The sequence below is a fragment of the Paenibacillus glucanolyticus genome, from assembly GCF_037333485.1.
Classification (GTDB): domain Bacteria; phylum Bacillota; class Bacilli; order Paenibacillales; family Paenibacillaceae; genus Paenibacillus_AQ; species Paenibacillus_AQ glucanolyticus.
Map to the genome: position 1 here is coordinate 6,184,762 of NZ_CP147845.1, position 16,076 is coordinate 6,200,837.

The 16,076-nt window shown below is 50.8% G+C and carries 14 protein-coding genes and 2 riboswitches; of the genes, 3 read left to right on the forward strand and 11 right to left on the reverse strand.

From position 1 onward, the window contains the following. Positions 1 to 29: 29 nt before the first annotated feature. The 6 genes from WDY75_RS28535 to WDY75_RS28555 form a co-directional block, all read right to left on the reverse strand. The gene (locus WDY75_RS28535) at positions 30 to 2,375 is read right to left on the reverse strand and encodes a histidine kinase (RefSeq protein ID WP_063478399.1); all 2,346 of its coding nucleotides are present in this window, start codon (positions 2,373 to 2,375) and stop codon (positions 30 to 32) included. A gap of 2 nt (positions 2,376 to 2,377) precedes the next feature. Continuing rightward, a complete protein-coding gene (gene kdpC / locus WDY75_RS28540; protein ID WP_006207799.1) occupies positions 2,378 to 3,007 on the reverse strand; it encodes a potassium-transporting ATPase subunit KdpC in 630 nt (209 codons plus the stop codon). 82 nt (positions 3,008 to 3,089) lie between these two features. After that, positions 3,090 to 5,123, reverse strand: coding sequence for a potassium-transporting ATPase subunit KdpB (gene kdpB / locus WDY75_RS28545; RefSeq protein WP_036644050.1), 2,034 nt, complete (start codon positions 5,121 to 5,123; stop codon positions 3,090 to 3,092). Between the two features lie 22 nt (positions 5,124 to 5,145). Beyond that, the gene (kdpA, locus tag WDY75_RS28550; RefSeq protein WP_063478398.1) at positions 5,146 to 6,825 is read right to left on the reverse strand and encodes a potassium-transporting ATPase subunit KdpA; all 1,680 of its coding nucleotides are present in this window, start codon (positions 6,823 to 6,825) and stop codon (positions 5,146 to 5,148) included. A 30-nt stretch (positions 6,826 to 6,855) separates the two neighbouring features. Next, positions 6,856 to 6,933 carry a potassium-transporting ATPase subunit F gene (locus tag WDY75_RS30830; protein ID WP_076151255.1) on the reverse strand — a complete coding sequence of 26 codons (78 nt, stop codon included), beginning with the start codon at positions 6,931 to 6,933 and terminating at the stop codon, positions 6,856 to 6,858. A gap of 149 nt (positions 6,934 to 7,082) precedes the next feature. Beyond that, a complete protein-coding gene (locus tag WDY75_RS28555) occupies positions 7,083 to 7,493 on the reverse strand; it encodes a hypothetical protein (RefSeq protein WP_006207795.1) in 411 nt (136 codons plus the stop codon). Between the two features lie 128 nt (positions 7,494 to 7,621). Next, positions 7,622 to 7,790: riboswitch (cyclic di-AMP (ydaO/yuaA leader) on the reverse strand. Between the two features lie 551 nt (positions 7,791 to 8,341). Then, a riboswitch (cyclic di-AMP (ydaO/yuaA leader) is annotated at positions 8,342 to 8,513 on the forward strand. 125 nt (positions 8,514 to 8,638) lie between these two features. Here WDY75_RS28555 and WDY75_RS28560 point away from each other — a divergent pair. Continuing rightward, positions 8,639 to 9,103 carry a hypothetical protein gene (locus WDY75_RS28560; RefSeq protein WP_063478397.1) on the forward strand — a complete coding sequence of 155 codons (465 nt, stop codon included), beginning with the start codon at positions 8,639 to 8,641 and terminating at the stop codon, positions 9,101 to 9,103. Between the two features lie 23 nt (positions 9,104 to 9,126). Here the strand turns inward: WDY75_RS28560 and WDY75_RS28565 are convergent, their stop codons facing one another. Further along, entirely contained in the window at positions 9,127 to 10,047 is a 921-nt protein-coding gene (locus WDY75_RS28565) for a proline dehydrogenase family protein (RefSeq protein WP_338841456.1), read from the reverse strand. A 442-nt stretch (positions 10,048 to 10,489) separates the two neighbouring features. Here WDY75_RS28565 and WDY75_RS28570 point away from each other — a divergent pair, with 442 nt between their 5' ends. After that, positions 10,490 to 11,248 (forward strand): YpjP family protein, encoded by a 759-nt coding sequence (locus WDY75_RS28570; protein ID WP_006207793.1) that lies wholly within the window; start codon positions 10,490 to 10,492, stop codon positions 11,246 to 11,248. 221 nt (positions 11,249 to 11,469) lie between these two features. Then, entirely contained in the window at positions 11,470 to 11,799 is a 330-nt protein-coding gene (locus WDY75_RS28575) for a hypothetical protein (RefSeq protein WP_228029893.1), read from the forward strand. A 190-nt stretch (positions 11,800 to 11,989) separates the two neighbouring features. On the opposite strand, the gene WDY75_RS28580 is transcribed toward WDY75_RS28575, so the two are convergent. Genes WDY75_RS28580 through WDY75_RS28595 form a run of 4 tightly spaced genes read right to left on the reverse strand, consistent with a single transcriptional unit; the run spans position 11,990 to position 15,943 of the window. Continuing rightward, positions 11,990 to 13,420, reverse strand: coding sequence for a serine hydrolase domain-containing protein (locus tag WDY75_RS28580; RefSeq protein WP_063478395.1), 1,431 nt, complete (start codon positions 13,418 to 13,420; stop codon positions 11,990 to 11,992). 53 nt (positions 13,421 to 13,473) lie between these two features. Next, entirely contained in the window at positions 13,474 to 14,235 is a 762-nt protein-coding gene (locus tag WDY75_RS28585; RefSeq protein WP_063478394.1) for a polysaccharide deacetylase family protein, read from the reverse strand. Continuing rightward, the gene (locus WDY75_RS28590) at positions 14,232 to 15,068 is read right to left on the reverse strand and encodes a carbohydrate ABC transporter permease (RefSeq protein WP_006207789.1); all 837 of its coding nucleotides are present in this window, start codon (positions 15,066 to 15,068) and stop codon (positions 14,232 to 14,234) included. Before WDY75_RS28590 ends, WDY75_RS28585 begins: the two co-directional genes overlap by 4 nt. Next, positions 15,068 to 15,943: a carbohydrate ABC transporter permease gene (locus tag WDY75_RS28595; protein ID WP_006207788.1), complete on the reverse strand. Its 876-nt coding sequence runs from the start codon at positions 15,941 to 15,943 to the stop codon at positions 15,068 to 15,070. The genes WDY75_RS28590 and WDY75_RS28595 overlap by 1 nt, the downstream gene beginning before the upstream one ends. Positions 15,944 to 16,076: the final 133 nt, after the last annotated feature.

The following is a 16,076-nucleotide window of genomic DNA, read 5'->3' on the forward strand; positions in this document are numbered from 1 at the left end:
GTTTTGGCGTTTATGTTTTTCATAAGCGATTAATTCCCTGACGGTTTGGGCTCGTTCGTGCACGGATCATAATCGGCAACCACCAGCACATCCATATGCCTTGCATATCTCAGCAGGCTTCGGATCGATTTCCGCTCGGCGTACAGCTTCCATCCCGTGATCTTCGGCTGACCGATGATCAATTGGGTAGCCTTCGCCTTATCAGCCGCCGCGACCCATTGGGATGCAACTTCACGCGCCTTCCCTCTTCTTACAGGCAGTACGCCGAATGTTCCTCCAAGTCGTTCTGTCAGCGTTTGAAGAGCCGTTAAGCGTTTGGAGTCAGCACGGGATGAATGCGCACGCCCCTCCTGAAGGAGCGTCACATACCAGGCCGCCTTCAGCCGATGGGCAATCCGGAAGCCGCGGCGGATGAGCCGCTCCCCCTGAGGTCCGCTGCCAACCATAACATAGATAACCTCCTCGCGCCGCCACGGTCCCCGAAGCGAGCTGCTTCGCTGCCATGACTCCAGCCTCTCATCCACATCATCTGCAATTTCCCTCAGGGCCAGTTCCCTTAGAGCAATCAGATTTCCCGTCTTGAAAAAATGGCTGAGCGCCTGGTGGATCTTCTCCGGCGCATAGATTTTGCCATCCTTCATCCGCTGCTGCAGTGACTCCGGCGTGACATCGATGAGCTGAACCTCGTCCGCCAATTGCAGAATATGGTCCGGAACCGTCTCGCGGACACGCACACCGGTAATTTGCTCCATCGCGTCATTCAAGCTCTCCAGATGCTGCACATTCACGGTCGTAATAACAGAGATGCCAGCCGACAGTATATCCAGCACATCCTCATATCGCTTCCTGTGCTTGCTTCCGGGAACGTTTGTATGCGCCAGTTCATCCACCAAAACCACATCGGGCCTTTGGCGGATGATCTCATCGGTATCCATCTCTTCAAGGCGTGAGCCCCGGTAATCCATCACTCTTCGTGGAAGAACTTCCAGTTCACCGACCTGTAAAAGCGTATCCTTCCGCCCGTGCGTTTCCAGCAGTCCGGTAAGAACCGTCAGTCCCTTTTTCAGCAGATCATTGCCCTCCCGCAGCATCGTATACGTCTTGCCTACACCCGGGGCTGCACCGATATAGACTTTGAACCGCCCCCGCTTGACCTGCTCGATCTTCTGATCCAGCTCCTGTTCATTCAAGCGATGAAACGATTCGGACGAACGCTGCGGTGGATGAATCTGAGCCGGGATGATTCGTTCTCCGTCATGCGCTGCCCGGTCCGCTACGATAAAAATATCAATCCCGCGCGTTTTCTTAAGCAGCTCCTGAATCATCGATCCCTGCCGCAGCTCCTGCCAGGGGGTCTGCTTCGAGTGACCCAGCACAATACGGGTGACATGATGCTCAAGTGCATATTGAACGAGTTCACCTGGCAGCTCCCTTCGTGAATGAAGGGGCAGTTCTTCCAGCTTGGCGCCAATCCGTTCCGCAAGCTTCAGCATGGAGCGCTTAAAAGCCGCCTGTTCCTTCGTAAGCTCCTGCTTCTGATTCACAAACGTTACCGCCAACAGTTCGCCGTTCAGTCTCTTCGCAATCTGCTGACCGCGGCGCATATAGATGGACCCGTTCCAATGGTACTGTGTGGACACCAGTATCCGCTCATCGGCCCCCGATGGGCCGATGAGTCCCTGTTCCTTGCGGTACCGCGCAAGCGAGTTGTTCACGCCCTCTGCAACAAGACGGAGGGTAAGCTCCCGAAGCACGGCCAGATTGCCCTGCTTCCATATGCCTCCCCCCGCAAGCAGGCCTTCCTGTGCCCGATCCAGCATCGTTTCAGGTGTTACATCAATGAGCACCACCTCATCGGCGGTCTCAAGGGTATCGGCGGGCACCGTATAACTGGCCTTGATGCCCGTCAGCTTGGTGGCAATGCCGTGCACATCCTCAAGCTCATACACATTCACCGTTGTGATGACACTGATCCCCCGGCTTAACAGGAACTTTATGTCCTCCAGCCGTGTGGCATGCCTTGCCCCTCTCCGGTTCCGGTGGGAAAGGCCATCCACAAGCACGACCTCCGGATTGCGCTTCAGCAGCAGATCCAGATCGAGATCCTTCTTCTCTATGCCGTCCTGAACCCAATGAATGCTCGGCACCCGTTCCAGATCCTGTGCCTGCTCCACCGTCTCCGGACGCTGCATTGTGGATACGGCACAGATGACAACATCAATGCCTTGCTGTCTCAAGGTCTGCCCCTCGCGAAGCATATGATAGGTTTTTCCCGAGCCGCTCACGGCCCCGATATACACTTTGAGCCGCCCCTGGTGGAGCTTCGAGATGGACCTTAAAATTTCCTCCGGCGATTTTCTCCGAAAGTGATCCATCGTCAGCTAAGAAGCTCTCTGAGAGCCAAGTTCAGCTTCAACACATTCACGCGCGGTTCACCGAATACACCTAAATCCCGTCCTTCCGTATGCTTCTCCACCAGCTGCTGAAGCTCTGCTTCCGGAATTTCGGTCAGCTTGCTGATCCGTGGAATTTGAATATCCGCTGCTTGCGGCGAAATGTGAGGATCCAGTCCAGAGCCGGAATTCGTTACCAGGTCCATCGGGAGCTCGCTTACCGGAACGTCCGGATTATTCTCCTTCCATGCCTCAATCGACGCCTTTGTTCGATCGATCATCTCGGGATTGGAAGGTGCATAGTTATTGCTGCCTGAGCCAGCTGCGTTGTATTCGATGCTGGACACCCTCCCATGGAAAAATTGCGGGTCCGTAAAGTTCTGGCCGATCAGTTCCGAGCCTACCACCTTGCCGCTCTCATCCGTAATCAGGCTGCCGCCGGCTTGCTTCGGCATCAGCAGCTGCGCTGCACCTGTAGTGACCAGAGGATACAGAACTCCGCACAGCACAATGAATACAAGACTTGCTCTAAGCGCAATGCCTACGGAGACGCGAGCGTTGCCCGCCTCAGCATGAGGCGTGGACGTTGACGATGTTTGCACAGGATTATTCATTATTCTTCGACCCTTTCTTTCATATCTACCTTGTATAATCAACCTTTGGTTTATCTCTATATACCCGGTTTAACCAACACGCCTAAATCCATAGGTGGACAATCATGTCAATCAGCTTAATCCCGATGAACGGCACGATCACGCCGCCTAATCCGTAGACAAGTACATTACGCTGCAGCAGCTTCGATGAGCTCATCGGCTTATAGGCGACACCCTTCATCGCAAGCGGAATGAGCAGCGGAATAATGATCGCATTGAAGATCAGCGCGGACAGGATGGCCGACATAGGGGAACCGAGTCCCATGACATTCAATACGTTCATGCTTGGAATAGCAGCTGCAAACATGGCGGGAATGATGGCAAAATATTTGGCGACATCGTTCGCAACGCTGAACGTGGTCAGCGCGCCTCTTGTCATCAGCAATTGCTTCCCGATGGCAACGACCTCGATAATCTTGGATGGATCTGAATCCAGATCCACCATATTGGCCGCCTCCTTCGCGGCGGTGGTACCGCTGTTCATCGCAAGCCCGACATCGGCCTGTGCAAGGGCCGGCGCATCGTTCGTTCCGTCACCGGTCATGGCCACCAGCTTGCCTTCGGCCTGTTCTTTTCGAATGACGGCGATCTTATCCTCCGGCTTGCTCTCTGCGATGAAATCATCCACTCCCGCTTCGCGGGCAATCGTCGCTGCAGTCAGCGGATTATCGCCTGTACACATAATGGTCTTAATGCCCATCCGGCGCAGCTGTTCAAACCGTTCCTTCATTCCCGGTTTCACAGTGTCCTTCAGGTAGATCAATCCATAGATGCGGTGATCCACAGCCACAGCCAGCGGGGTTCCTCCCTCCGTAGCAATTGCATCACTGTTTGGCGTCAAGTCCGGAGGTATGGAGCCTCCTTGAGACAGCACCCAAGCCTTGACGGCATCCACTGCACCCTTGCGAACTTTTCGGCCATCCTTCAGGTCCATGCCGCTCATTCGGGTCTCTGCCTTAAATTCGATGAATTCGGCTCCCGCCGTCATACTCTCATCCACCTCAAGGCCTTCCTTCTTCAACAGCTCCAGAACGGAGCGGCCTTCCGGTGTTTCGTCCAGCAGCGAGCTGACCGCTGCCCACTGGGCAACCGATGCCAGCGTTTCGCCACGGGCCGGGATCAGTTGACTTGCCATCCGGTTGCCAAACGTAATGGTTCCGGTCTTATCCAGGATCATTGTATTAATATCTCCGGCCGCTTCCACCGCTTTACCCGACATCGCCAACACATTGAACTGGGTCACCCGGTCCATGCCTGCAATCCCGATGGCCGACAGCAGCCCGCCGATCGTGGTCGGAATCAAACATACCAGCAGCGAGATCAATACCGGGACAGACAGCTCGATGCCAAGATACTTGGCAATCGGAGCGAGTGTAACCACAACGATCAGGAAGATCAGGGTCAACACAATCAGCAGTGTGTTCAGCGCTATTTCATTCGGCGTCTTCTGCCGCGAAGCTCCTTCAACCAGTGAGATCATTCGGTCAATAAACGATTCGCCGGGATCGCTGGTAATCCGAATTTTGATTGTATCGCTGACCACCCGGGTTCCCCCGGTGACCGAGCTGAAATCGCCGCCTGCTTCTTTGATCACCGGCGCGGATTCTCCCGTAATGGCAGATTCGTCGACAGATGCCAGACCGGCGATGACCTCTCCGTCACCAGGGATCATCTCGCCCTGCGTAACCACCACGATATCCCCTTTGCGAAGATCGGTAGACGGCACGGACTGAACCCCTCCGCCTTCCATCACTTTATGGGCGGTCATTTCTTTCTTGGATTGCTTAAGAGAATCGGCCTGAGCTTTACCCCTGCCCTCGGCAAGGGCCTCGGCAAAGTTCGCGAACAGCAGCGTAAACAGCAGAATCACAAACACCGTCAGATTGAATCCGGTACTGCCTTCTGTACCGAAATAGGATGGAAACAGTGTCATGAGCAGAACCACCAAGGTTCCGGCCTCCACAACAAACATCACGGGATTTCTCATCATGAAAGCTGGATTCAGCTTGATGAAGCTGTCCTTCAGCGCTTGATTGACCATTTCTTTGGACATCACTTTGGTTCTCGTATTATTCATGGTAATAGGCCACCTTTTCTAATTAACGGATCGTCAGATGCTCAGCAATCGGGCCGAGCACCAGCACAGGCAGGAAAGTCAATGCGCCGATGATCAGAACCACCGCGAGGAGAATGCCGGCAAACAGCTTATTGTCTGTTCGGAACGTCCCGAGTGTCTCCGGTACCCATTGCTTCCGCATCAGTGAACCGCCGACCGCCAGCAGAGCGATCATCGAGATATAACGGCCGAACAGCATGACGAGCCCGGTTGTGATGTTCCAGAACGGCGTGTTATCTGCAAGTCCTTCAAACCCGGAACCGTTATTGGCTGCGGATGACGTGTATTCGTACAACACCTGTGAGATGCCATGGAAGCCGGCATTGGTAATGCCCGCCTGCCCGGCATCCGTCATCAGGGCAAGCGCCGTCGGAGCCAGAATGATAAATGGGTGCACCAGAATGACGATGGCGATCAGCTTCATTTCCCGCGCTTCTATTTTTCTGCCCAGAAATTCAGGCGTTCGCCCAACCATAAGCCCGGCCAGGAACACAGCCAGTATCGCATACATGAGCATATTCATCAGCCCGACGCCTTTTCCGCCAAAAACAGAGTTCAGCATCATCAGGGACAGCGGCGTAATTCCGCCAAGCGGCGTGAGTGTATCATGCATGTTGTTAACTGAACCGGTCGTAGCCGCCGTCGTCACTGTAGTAAACAGCGAGGACTGGGCGATCCCGAACCGGACTTCCTTACCTTCCATGCTGCCTTGGGATGCATCAATCCCCAGTCGGTTCAGTGCCGGATTGCCGTTTGATTCAGCGGCATAGTTCAGAGACAAGAAGCCGATGAACAAGGTCATCATCACAGAGAATATAATCCAGCCCTGCTTGCGGCTCTTGGCAAACAAACCAAATGTATACGGAAGCGCAGCCCCGAGACTCCACATGCACAGGATCTCAATCACATTGGTCAGAGGGGACGGATTCTCAAACGGATGGGACGAATTGACCCCCATATATCCGCCGCCGTTGGTACCCAGATGCTTGATCGATTCAAGAGCAGCCACCGGACCTACCGCAATTTGCTGCTCGCTTCCTTCCATCGTGGTCACGCTGAGCGCAGGCTTCAGGGTCTGAGGCACCTGCAGGGCGACCAGCACCATTGCAATGATGAAGGCCGCCGGAATGAATACCCGGATATGAGCCTTCACAAAGTCCTCGAAGAAGTTGCCGACGGTTGTCCCCTTACTGGTCACTGCCCGGATAAAAGCGATGGCCACGCACAGCCCGGTCGCCGCCGATGTAAACATCATCATCGTAATGACAGCCATCTGCGCAAAATAGGATAGCCCCGACTCTCCGCTGTAATGCTGCAGATTCGTATTGGTCATAAAGCTGATGATCGTATTGAATGACAAGGTTGATTCCATATTATCGATTCCGTTCGGGTTGAACGGCAGTACCTTTTGCAGCCGCAGAATCAGGTAGCCTGAAGCTACCAGTATGATATTCGTAATGACAAAGCTGAGAGCATACCCTTTCCAGGTCATCCCCTTGCGGTCTTTCAAGCCAATCAGTGCAAATATCGGCTTCTCTGCCCAGGAGAACCATTTATCGGTTCGGTTATCTTCATTGCGAAATACCTGATATAGATAGGTTCCGAGCGGCTTAACCAGCAGCAGCAGAACCAGAATAACGATGGCAATTTGTATAATGCCCATGACGAGTGCCTTCCTCCTTCAGCGGTTCCCCTAGAATTTTTCAGGGTGAACCAGCGCATAAATCAAATACAGAAAAATAAAGAGCGTACATACCAATAATATGATCACAGCTGATCAGCCTCCGGTTCTGAAACCACGCGTCCACACCAGGACATAAACAGCATGAACAGTCCGTAGGTCCCTCCTAATATGAGCACCATATAAAAATCCTGCATAATCCAATCCTCCACGAACCGTATTTGGCATTAAATCTGCAACTAGCTGACAATGGACGAAATCAGGAAAGATACCTGATGATGGTTCGTATGAAGCACCACATCGGCGCCCAGTCCCTTATATATCAACCGCGGATTGCTGGAGTGGGTAATGACGTAAATCGACTTTGTTGTCCATGTCCGGCAAATCCGCAAATAGCGGCAGCACAGATTCAAGCTGCTTTCGAACAGAAACACCTTGCTGACGGGAAACTCGGGAATGATCCAGGTTGACTCGTCTCTGGTATCAATCAGAATAATGTCTTTGCAGCCCAGTTCCATCATCCTCTCCTGCTCGGCCCGATTGTTGGCTATAGCTGCAAACGAAATATGTTTGTACATCAACTGGCGGATAAATTCCTCCCCGGCCTTATTCGGGGCGGATACCAAGATGAAATCCTGCGGTTTCTCCATGTGTTTCTCCTCCTAAGTTTCAGAAAGAGAAGGCAACAAAAAGAAGCCTGCGGGAGGAGAAGAACTCTTCCCGCAGGCTTCTTATTCATCCACGGTGAAATACACCGTGGCTAAAGTCCACGACAATCGTTGCCTCTCTCGATACGCTTACGAGGTTAGCTGACGGATTCGGGCGTGAGAGTCGCCCTACCCATAGACCGTTATCTTGTCTATGGGATTCACCCCTGAGAGATCAAGTTCATCTCCCGACTGGTTCCCCCGTTCCTTTTCCATTCAAGGACTCAGCGAAAATTGAAAACGAGTAGCATGTTATTCAATTAGCTATTGACTTATATTCCAAGCCTGGCAGAACTGTACAGCCGTCAGAGTCAAGCCGTGAGAGTCGCTTGACCCTGAGCCTCTGGAAGACCCATGGTGCCTTCGCCGAGGTTCTCATTCATAAAGGAGAACCGCAGCTCTCACACTGCCTTGTATCCTTATGAATCTTATCGACCGGCTGCCGCTGTGCCCTGCTCTTGGAATCATCCGTCAATTCATAGTTCGTATCATACGTCCGGCCGTGCGGGATGTAAATGAGCTCAGAAACACGTGTGGCTGAATGTGGAACAAGATCTAACCAGTATGTCTTCATTATCTCTCGAATACTGCTCCATACTATGTATTTCTCTTGTTTTCTCGAATTTATCGCAATCCATCGAGATACTGAGATTTTGCCATGATAATAGATGACAATACCAAATGTACACGTTTTCTTTTACGGATTTCATCGATTTTCGGAATGTATGCGTCAAATACGGTCATTTACTTTTGGCTGCCTCCGGCGTATGATTCATCCATCTATTCGCAACACACGTTATACGCTGAGCTCCCGACAGATCGGGAGACGGGGGAACCAATATCACCGATAGGACTTCTGTTGGTGAATGGGGTGAATCCGCGATGCCTGACCAGGCATTGTGGTAGGGCGCTCTCAAGCCCGAATCCGACAGCTAACCTCGTAGGCGTATTGAGAGAGAACACGATCCAGCCAAGCTAAAGCGGCCGCTTCATCGGCTGCTAACCGGAAAAAGGCCTGGAGAGCGGGGTTTCTCTGCTCACCAGGCCTTTTTGTCTTGCATATAACATCTTATAAGGGAGCGTAGATCATGACGAAACTCATCGAATTCGAAGCACAGGCAACAGCCATCCAAACAGCGCCAACAATATGTGAAGAGCCCATCCGCTATATGGAGATGTTCCGTTTCGACTGGGGCTCGGCTGAACGCTTTATCCCCTGGAGTGATCGAAGCTGGAACTGCGGCTTGTTCAAAATCAGCTGCGGAGAAGCAGCCGGTTATGCGGAATATGCCCTGCCGAGCACGAGAGAATTCGCAGATCTGGTCCGCTGGGCATCTGTATTTGCAAGGCTGCGGGGCATGCCCGTGACTGAGGCCATACGCTATGCTCAGAAGCAGCAGCAATGGGGATCCACTCGGATGCTGCTCGCCGTATCGGCGTTAGCCGATCTGGAGGCGGACCTGCACCAGCATGTAACTCGCGAACGGTTAGGCAGCCTCCCGCTGGAGCGGTCCTTCCTGATGGATTGCTCGCAAGCTTATTATTTCTTTTAAGGTAAGGGCGGTGTTCACACCCCTCACTTGAACATATTTTTCAGCACCATCATGAGGTTAGCCGGCTTCTCCGCCAGCCGCCGGGTGAAGTACGGGTACCACATCGTCCCGTAGGGCATATAACAACGGATGCGATAGCCATCCTCTGCAAGCGCAGCCTGATCGTTCATTCGCAGCCCGTACAGCATCTGAAATTCGAAATCCTCTTTCTCTATGCGGCTCTGCTCGGCAAACACCTTGACCCAGTCGATGATATTGTCATCGTGCGTGGCAATCGCAGTGTACGCTCCCTGATCGAAATGCATTTTGATCAATTTTTTATAGTTATCGATCACTTCGCGTTTCTGCTGAAAGGCAATGGTTCCGGGCTCTTTATATGCCCCCTTTACCAGGCGCAGATTGACCCCCGCCTCCATCAGGCTTCGCACGTCTTCCTCCGTGCGGAACAAGTAGGCCTGCATCACGGTGCCCACATTGGGCAGCCCCTCCTTATGGAGCCGCAGCGTCATATCGATTGTCGCCTGGGTATATGGCGAATCCTCCATATCCAGACGCACGAAATTGCGAAACTCTTTCGCCTTTTTCACCACCGACTTGATATTCTCGTAAGCCTTCTCAAGGTCCAGTGCCATGCCCATCTGCGTCGGTTTCAATGACACATTTGACTGCACTCCCCGCTGTGCGATTCCCTCCACAAGCTTCAAATATTCCTCGCGGTATTCGGCCGCTTCGTCCTGCGTCGTAATGCCCTCCCCCAGATGATCCAGCGTGACGAGAATGCCCTTCGCATTGAGCCTCTCGATTTCATCCAAGGCCTCATCCAGCGTATTGCCGGCAATGAATCGGCCTGCCAATTTCCTTCCGTATTTGATCGACAGCCACTTCACGAGTTTATTGCCGGACACCGTCAGGATCACTTTACGGTAAAACTCGGTTCCGTCCATGCATGCGCCCCCTTTGTAAGGTAAACCAAATGCACCCTCTACCTTAACTCATATGCAAAAATCATGACGGCATGCAGGAAGACATACATATCACGCAGGCAATGGCCGTGTCGGAGCGATTCTGGCTTTCCGGCATGCAAAGAAACCTCTCCATTACGATAGTGGAGAGGTTTCTTTGCATGCCGAAGATTCTTTTATTGAGCATTTTAAAATCATTATAGTTCCGATTGATTTTTCGATTTGCAGACAATTGAAGTAGAAAAGTTCGCCATATGTAAAAGAGATAACTGTAAATATTATAATATACCATTTTTACTATTATAAATTCATAATCACACTATTTTTTTAGAGAAAACACAACTTTTTTCATTTGTTAAATTTTAGGATTTTAATATATATTATTCGTGTTAATTACAAAAAATAACAGTAAGGGGTTGATTTTTTGAGTTTTTGGGGAGTAATTAAAAAAGTAGCCGCTTTTTTGGCTTTGGTAATGTTATTAAATACGGTATTTGCAGCAATTACTGTATCCGCGCTTCCTGCACATAGCGAACTGCAAAAGACTCAAGAGGAATTAAAACTATCAGAAAGCGAGATTCAAGAACTTCTATTATTTATTCAAGAACATTCTACAAGCATAGAGGAAGCAATCCAAACAGACAACAATTTAAAATTAAAAATGGAGGAATACGACGAGTACAGCAAAGAATTTGCCTTGATACTTGCTTTTGCAGATATAGCAAATAGTCAGACCTCAACGATTAGTCACTTGTCAGATCCCAGTATTCAGAGTGAAATTTCACCGGCGATTTGGCCTATTGTTTGGGCGGTTGTTGCTGCTATAGTAAAAGCAGCTGTAAAAAAGAAGATGGGAAAGAAAATCCAGCAGCAACTCGGTGATCGTTTCGATAGAGAAGTTTGGCCTCAAATAGAGCCAGGAATTAAAGCGCAATATGAAAGATATGGTTATACTAGAAACAAAGGACCTGAGTTACCTTCCGCACCGAACGGGATTAATCAGGGCGAGCAAATTATTTCTTTATTTGGTCAAGATGGTACAGAATATTTGAGACTAGATGTCTTTACTTCCCAATCAAGAAATCATACTCGGTGGCACTATCATACAAAAGATGATTGGCCTGATCATAAAGGAAATATTGATTTATACCATAATTCACTTCCAAAGTGGGGTTCAGAGTAAAGTTGCATAAGAGACGATTTCTATTAACGTTTGGTCGAAATTTAGACCATAGTAATATCGACTACTTGGTAAAAAGCCGATTATCCAGGTATAAGGGCGGAATCCAGAAAGATTATTTTAATACCGTTCTTAAAAAGGGCGCCGAAGTTATTCTAAACTACCAGATTATCGATACGAATTTTGATCGAATATCGTCCAGGTATTATTTGGACGACTTTCATTTGACGGAAGCTCAAAAGAACGGCTTCCTGCTTTCATTAAGCAAGCTGAAAGGCACCCATGTCTGGTGCGATCCTAGGATTCAAGGTCATGCGTTCTGTGTAGTGGGTGATATTGAGTTCAGTTTTTATGTGTATCGGTCACTTGAAGGCCAGGAATACCGCTTTCCTCAATACTACAATCATGACGGTAACGCTGATATTATTGTACATTCTCAGCTGCCTAAAATGCCCGAAGAAGAACAATATTTGTGCTTTCCGACTGATTGGAGCCTAGAGGTCAAAGATGAAATAACGATCAAATGGATACAGAAGCTGATTAATTGTAGTTAACGATACTCTAAACCCAGCCGACTCGAACCAAGAAGGTATAAGAATATACTGAAAAAGCTGAACTAGCATCATCTAGTTCAGCTTTTTACATAATTTCAGTCTGTAAAAGGCCAGGTTGATTAAACTTTAGCCCATTGGTCTGATGACGACCACATCATATCCGTTTGGAGAAAAGCAAAAATCACATGTTCTACGCCTTGGCCTTGCCGTTAATCTCCCGGACCACTTTGCCCTGAAACGATTGGTTCATCCAGTAAGCGAGATGAATCCCCTCCTCATTGAAGGTACAATCCGTGGTTAAATAGAACGGCGTCTCCGTCAACCGGATCGTCAGTCTCAGCGTCTGGTCGTTCCAGGTCATGGAGGCGGCATAGTCGTTATCCTCGAGCATAATCAACTTCGTGGTTCCTGACTTCCACTCATTGCGGCCAAAGGCAATCGAATTCGTGCCGTCTTCCCCCGCAAGCTCCATTACAGCGCCATCTTCTTCGAACCGAATGGAGATCGAATGCAGCTTATCCTCATTCTCCTCCAGCTCATACACAATTCCGGTAATGTCCTGCTCGATCGGGGAACGCGCTTCTTCCCTTGGGGGATCCAGCTTGAGCTCTTGCAGCACTCCGGCAAGAGAGGACTCGGCCCCCGTGTCAGCCGGCAGCTTATCAGGTCCCATGGCAGGCAGCAGATGCTCCCATACCACGTCCAGCACTTCCTGCATGTCCCCAAGGCCGGAGGTAATGGCGATGATCGCATCCTGCTCCGGCAGCACGACGCAGAACTGGCCGAATGCGCCATCACCTCGATATCCTCCATGACGGCACATCCAGAATTGATAACCGTAGCCTTCGGTCCAATCCGATGTGGAGTCCGCAGGTCCGTTGGATATCTGCTTCGAGGTTGCCTCTTCGATCCAGTCTTCCGGAATCAGGCGGCGGCCTTCCCACACCCCCTTCTGAAGGTAGAGCTGGCCAAACTTGGCGATGTCCTCGGTCTTCACCTTAAGCCCCCATCCACCGGTATTGATTCCCTTCGGACAGCTTTCCCAGGTGGCTCCATGTATGCCAAGCGGTTCGAACAGACGGGGCTGCAGATAATCCAGCAGCGTGATGCCGGTTACCTTCTGCAGAATAGCCGAGAGCATGTAAGTCGCTGCGCTGTTATAGACAAAATGAGTTCCAGGTTCATGCTCGACTGCTTGTTTGAAAAAATCATCTACCCAGATATCGGACTGCATGGCAGGCTCCTGGGCATGCCCCGTTCCCATAATAAGCAAATCGCGTATCGTCATGGCGGACAGATTTGAAGAAGGTTCCTCCGGCGTATTTTCCGGAAAGAATCCGATCACCTGATCCTCCAGCGTGACCCGGCCTTCCTGGGCCAGAAGTCCAATCGCGGTAGAGGTGAAACTTTTGCTTAACGAGAAGAGCATGTGCGGCTTGTCCGCCTGATACGGCTTCCACCAGCCTTCCGCTGCGACATGCCCGTGCCGCACCAGCATGAAGCTGTGCAGCTCAAGCTCCTTCTCCTGAATCGATGCGATAAAACGTTCAATAGACTGTGATGAGATTCCTTGGTTTTCGGGGGTACTTCTTGGCAATAACGGAACCGTATTCATATTCATCTTCCTTTCGCCTCTCCCTGTATTAACAAGATACATTCATCCGTACGCTTCCATTATACACCGGATAATGGAACCGCTTCATCATATCGAATCGCACGAAAGCCCCGTCGTTCGCTAATCTCATTCAAGTCCTCCCGTGCAAGAAAGGAAGCCTCCTCATTACGCCCGCGCGCCAGTTCCTCCCCATCCACTTGAGCATTGCCGCACTGCACCATTTCCTCCGAATACAGTGCCGGATGGGACAGGAAGAAGTACTGGTCTTCCGTCAGACCGCTAAGCACCCTTTCAAACGAATCGGCGCCGTCCGGGACACCACCCGGGAAGAAGTTGTAGTAATCGCGATGGTTGATAAGCCCCTTCGCTTCAATCCAGCGGTCCAGCTCTTCCTGCAGCCCGGGTATAAAGCGTTCCGGCAGCATATGAGAGTCCGCGTAAGAAATCTTGAACCCTGCTGCGGTCAGTTTATCAAGCTGTGCTTCGCATTCCACGATAATCTCCTGCAGTGAAGGCGGATGATCCCGGAACAAGATCGGGTCCTGATAGAAATATCCGGCCCGATCGACAAGCGAAGGAACCTGTTCCTTCGCGGCAACAGGTCCCCAGCGTACGTTATCCCACTCTGCATTCAGCGTCATATGAAACCCGAAGCAGATGTCCTTGCGATGCGCCAGCAGCTGCGCGGCCTCGGCTAGATAGGGGCCGGGCGCCATAATGGACACATTTTTAATAAAACCGGCATCCACACTTCGGGCAATCGCAGCATTGGCTGAACGGCTGGAAGCGTAATCGTCCGCTCTCGTGATGATCCGCCTCATTTTACCGCACCTGCTGCAATCCCCTTGATGATGTATTTCTGCGCAAAAATATAGAATATAACCACCGGGATAATGGTCAGTGTCAGACCTGCCATCGCCTGGTTCCACACAATCGTGAATTCCCCGAAGAAGTAGAAGGTGGAGAGCGGAATGGTCCGCAGCCCTTTGTCGGACAATGTCAGCGATGGAAGCAGATAGTCATTCCACAGGGCAATGACATTCAGGATGGCAATCGTCACACTGATGTTCTTCAGCAGCGGAAACACAATTCTCCAGAATACACCCAGTTTGGAGCAGCCATCGAGCGTTGCCGCTTCCTCCAGCGCCACCGGCACGGATTTAATGAAGCCGTGGTAGAGAAAGACCGCCATGCTCGAAGTAAAACCGATATTCATATAAATCAGACCCTCATGGGTATTAAGCATCGGAATGTGAAGATTGCTGCGAATCCAGTCCATGACCTGCATCAGCGGCATCATCAGCGTCTGGAACGGAATCAGCATCGTTGCCACAAATGTGAAGAAAATGACTTTGCTCAGCTTGTTATCCGTACGCACCAGCATCCAGGCCGTCATGGAGGCGAGCACGATGACAATGACAACCGAGATGATGGTGACATAGAGCGAGTTGCCCAAAGCGGTGAAGAAATTCATCTTCTCCATCGCCGATTTATAATACTCGAAGCTGAAGGAGGAAGGCAGCGCAAGCGCATTCTCATACAGCTCTGCACGATCCTTGAACGAGTTAATCAGCATGAGGAAGACCGGGGACAAGAAGACCAGCGCAAAGAGGAACAGCAGAATGTCGAGCAGCCATTTACCTGATTTCTTCATTACATCTGCACCTCTTTTCTCTTCGTGATGATGACTTGCGTCAGCGTGAGTCCAGCAACAATCAGGAAGAAGATGATCGCTTTTGCCTGACCTAAGCCATAATTGCCGTAAGCAAAGATCTCATTGAAGATATTCATCGCAAACATCTCTGTCGCATTGCTCGGTCCGCCCTTGGTCAGGGACAGATTGACATCATAGATTTTGAACGCACCCGACAAGGTCAGGAACAGACAGATCGTGAAGGAAGGCATCAACAGCGGGAACACAATGCTCTTCAGACGCTGCCACAGACTGGCGCCATCCACCTTGGCCGCTTCCATCAGCTCATCCGGAATCCCCTGGATTCCCGCGATATAGATGATCATCGTATAACCTGCCAGCTGCCAGGTGAACACCGCAACGATGGCATACAACGCAAACTGCGGATGCAGCAGCCAGTTAAAGAACACACTGCCGAGCCCTGTTTTCTCTCCCAAGAAACTGAAGGCATCCGTAAAAATAAACTGCCAGATGTAACCCAGGATCAGACCGCCGATCAGGTTCGGCATGAAAAACATCGTCCGCGCCGCGTTTCTTGAGCGGAGTTTTGTCGTAACGAGCAGTGCAAACCCAAGCCCCAAAATATTGACGCAGACCAGCGCAAGCAGCGTGAATTGAACCGTATGCCAAGCCGATGACAGGAATCGGTCGTCCTGGAACAGCTGAACGTAATTGTCAAACCCTACGAATACTTTCGGATTGGCCGGAATACCGTCCCAATTCACAAAAGAGTACACAATACCGATAATGAACGGGATGATGACGACCGTCGTGAAAATAAACAGAAGCGGCACCGTAAACAGGGCAAACCAGGCTTTGTCCTTTCTTTTGCTCATAATCCATACCTTCTTTCCGTTCCGGATGATTCCCGCGCGGGCGGCATCAAACCTTGAATTCGTGTTAGAAAAAAAACAAAAGCCTAACGCTCTTGGATCATAAGAACGTCGGAGGCTAGGCTTTCGTTTTCAT

Excerpts from the sequence above, each read along its gene's own strand:
- WDY75_RS28535 (WP_063478399.1), bottom strand. The coding sequence starts at position 2,375 with ATGGATCACTTTCGGAGAAAATCGCCGGAGGAAATTTTAAGGTCCATC.
- kdpC (WP_006207799.1), bottom strand. The coding sequence starts at position 3,007 with ATGAATAATCCTGTGCAAACATCGTCAACGTCCACGCCTCATGCTGAG.
- kdpB (WP_036644050.1), bottom strand. The coding sequence starts at position 5,123 with ATGAATAATACGAGAACCAAAGTGATGTCCAAAGAAATGGTCAATCAA.
- kdpA (WP_063478398.1), bottom strand. The coding sequence starts at position 6,825 with ATGGGCATTATACAAATTGCCATCGTTATTCTGGTTCTGCTGCTGCTG.
- WDY75_RS28555 (WP_006207795.1), bottom strand. The coding sequence starts at position 7,493 with ATGGAGAAACCGCAGGATTTCATCTTGGTATCCGCCCCGAATAAGGCC.
- WDY75_RS28560 (WP_063478397.1), top strand. The coding sequence starts at position 8,639 with ATGACGAAACTCATCGAATTCGAAGCACAGGCAACAGCCATCCAAACA.
- WDY75_RS28565 (WP_338841456.1), bottom strand. The coding sequence starts at position 10,047 with ATGGACGGAACCGAGTTTTACCGTAAAGTGATCCTGACGGTGTCCGGC.
- WDY75_RS28580 (WP_063478395.1), bottom strand. The coding sequence starts at position 13,420 with ATGAATATGAATACGGTTCCGTTATTGCCAAGAAGTACCCCCGAAAAC.
- WDY75_RS28585 (WP_063478394.1), bottom strand. The coding sequence starts at position 14,235 with ATGAGGCGGATCATCACGAGAGCGGACGATTACGCTTCCAGCCGTTCA.
- WDY75_RS28590 (WP_006207789.1), bottom strand. The coding sequence starts at position 15,068 with ATGAAGAAATCAGGTAAATGGCTGCTCGACATTCTGCTGTTCCTCTTT.
- WDY75_RS28595 (WP_006207788.1), bottom strand. The coding sequence starts at position 15,943 with ATGAGCAAAAGAAAGGACAAAGCCTGGTTTGCCCTGTTTACGGTGCCG.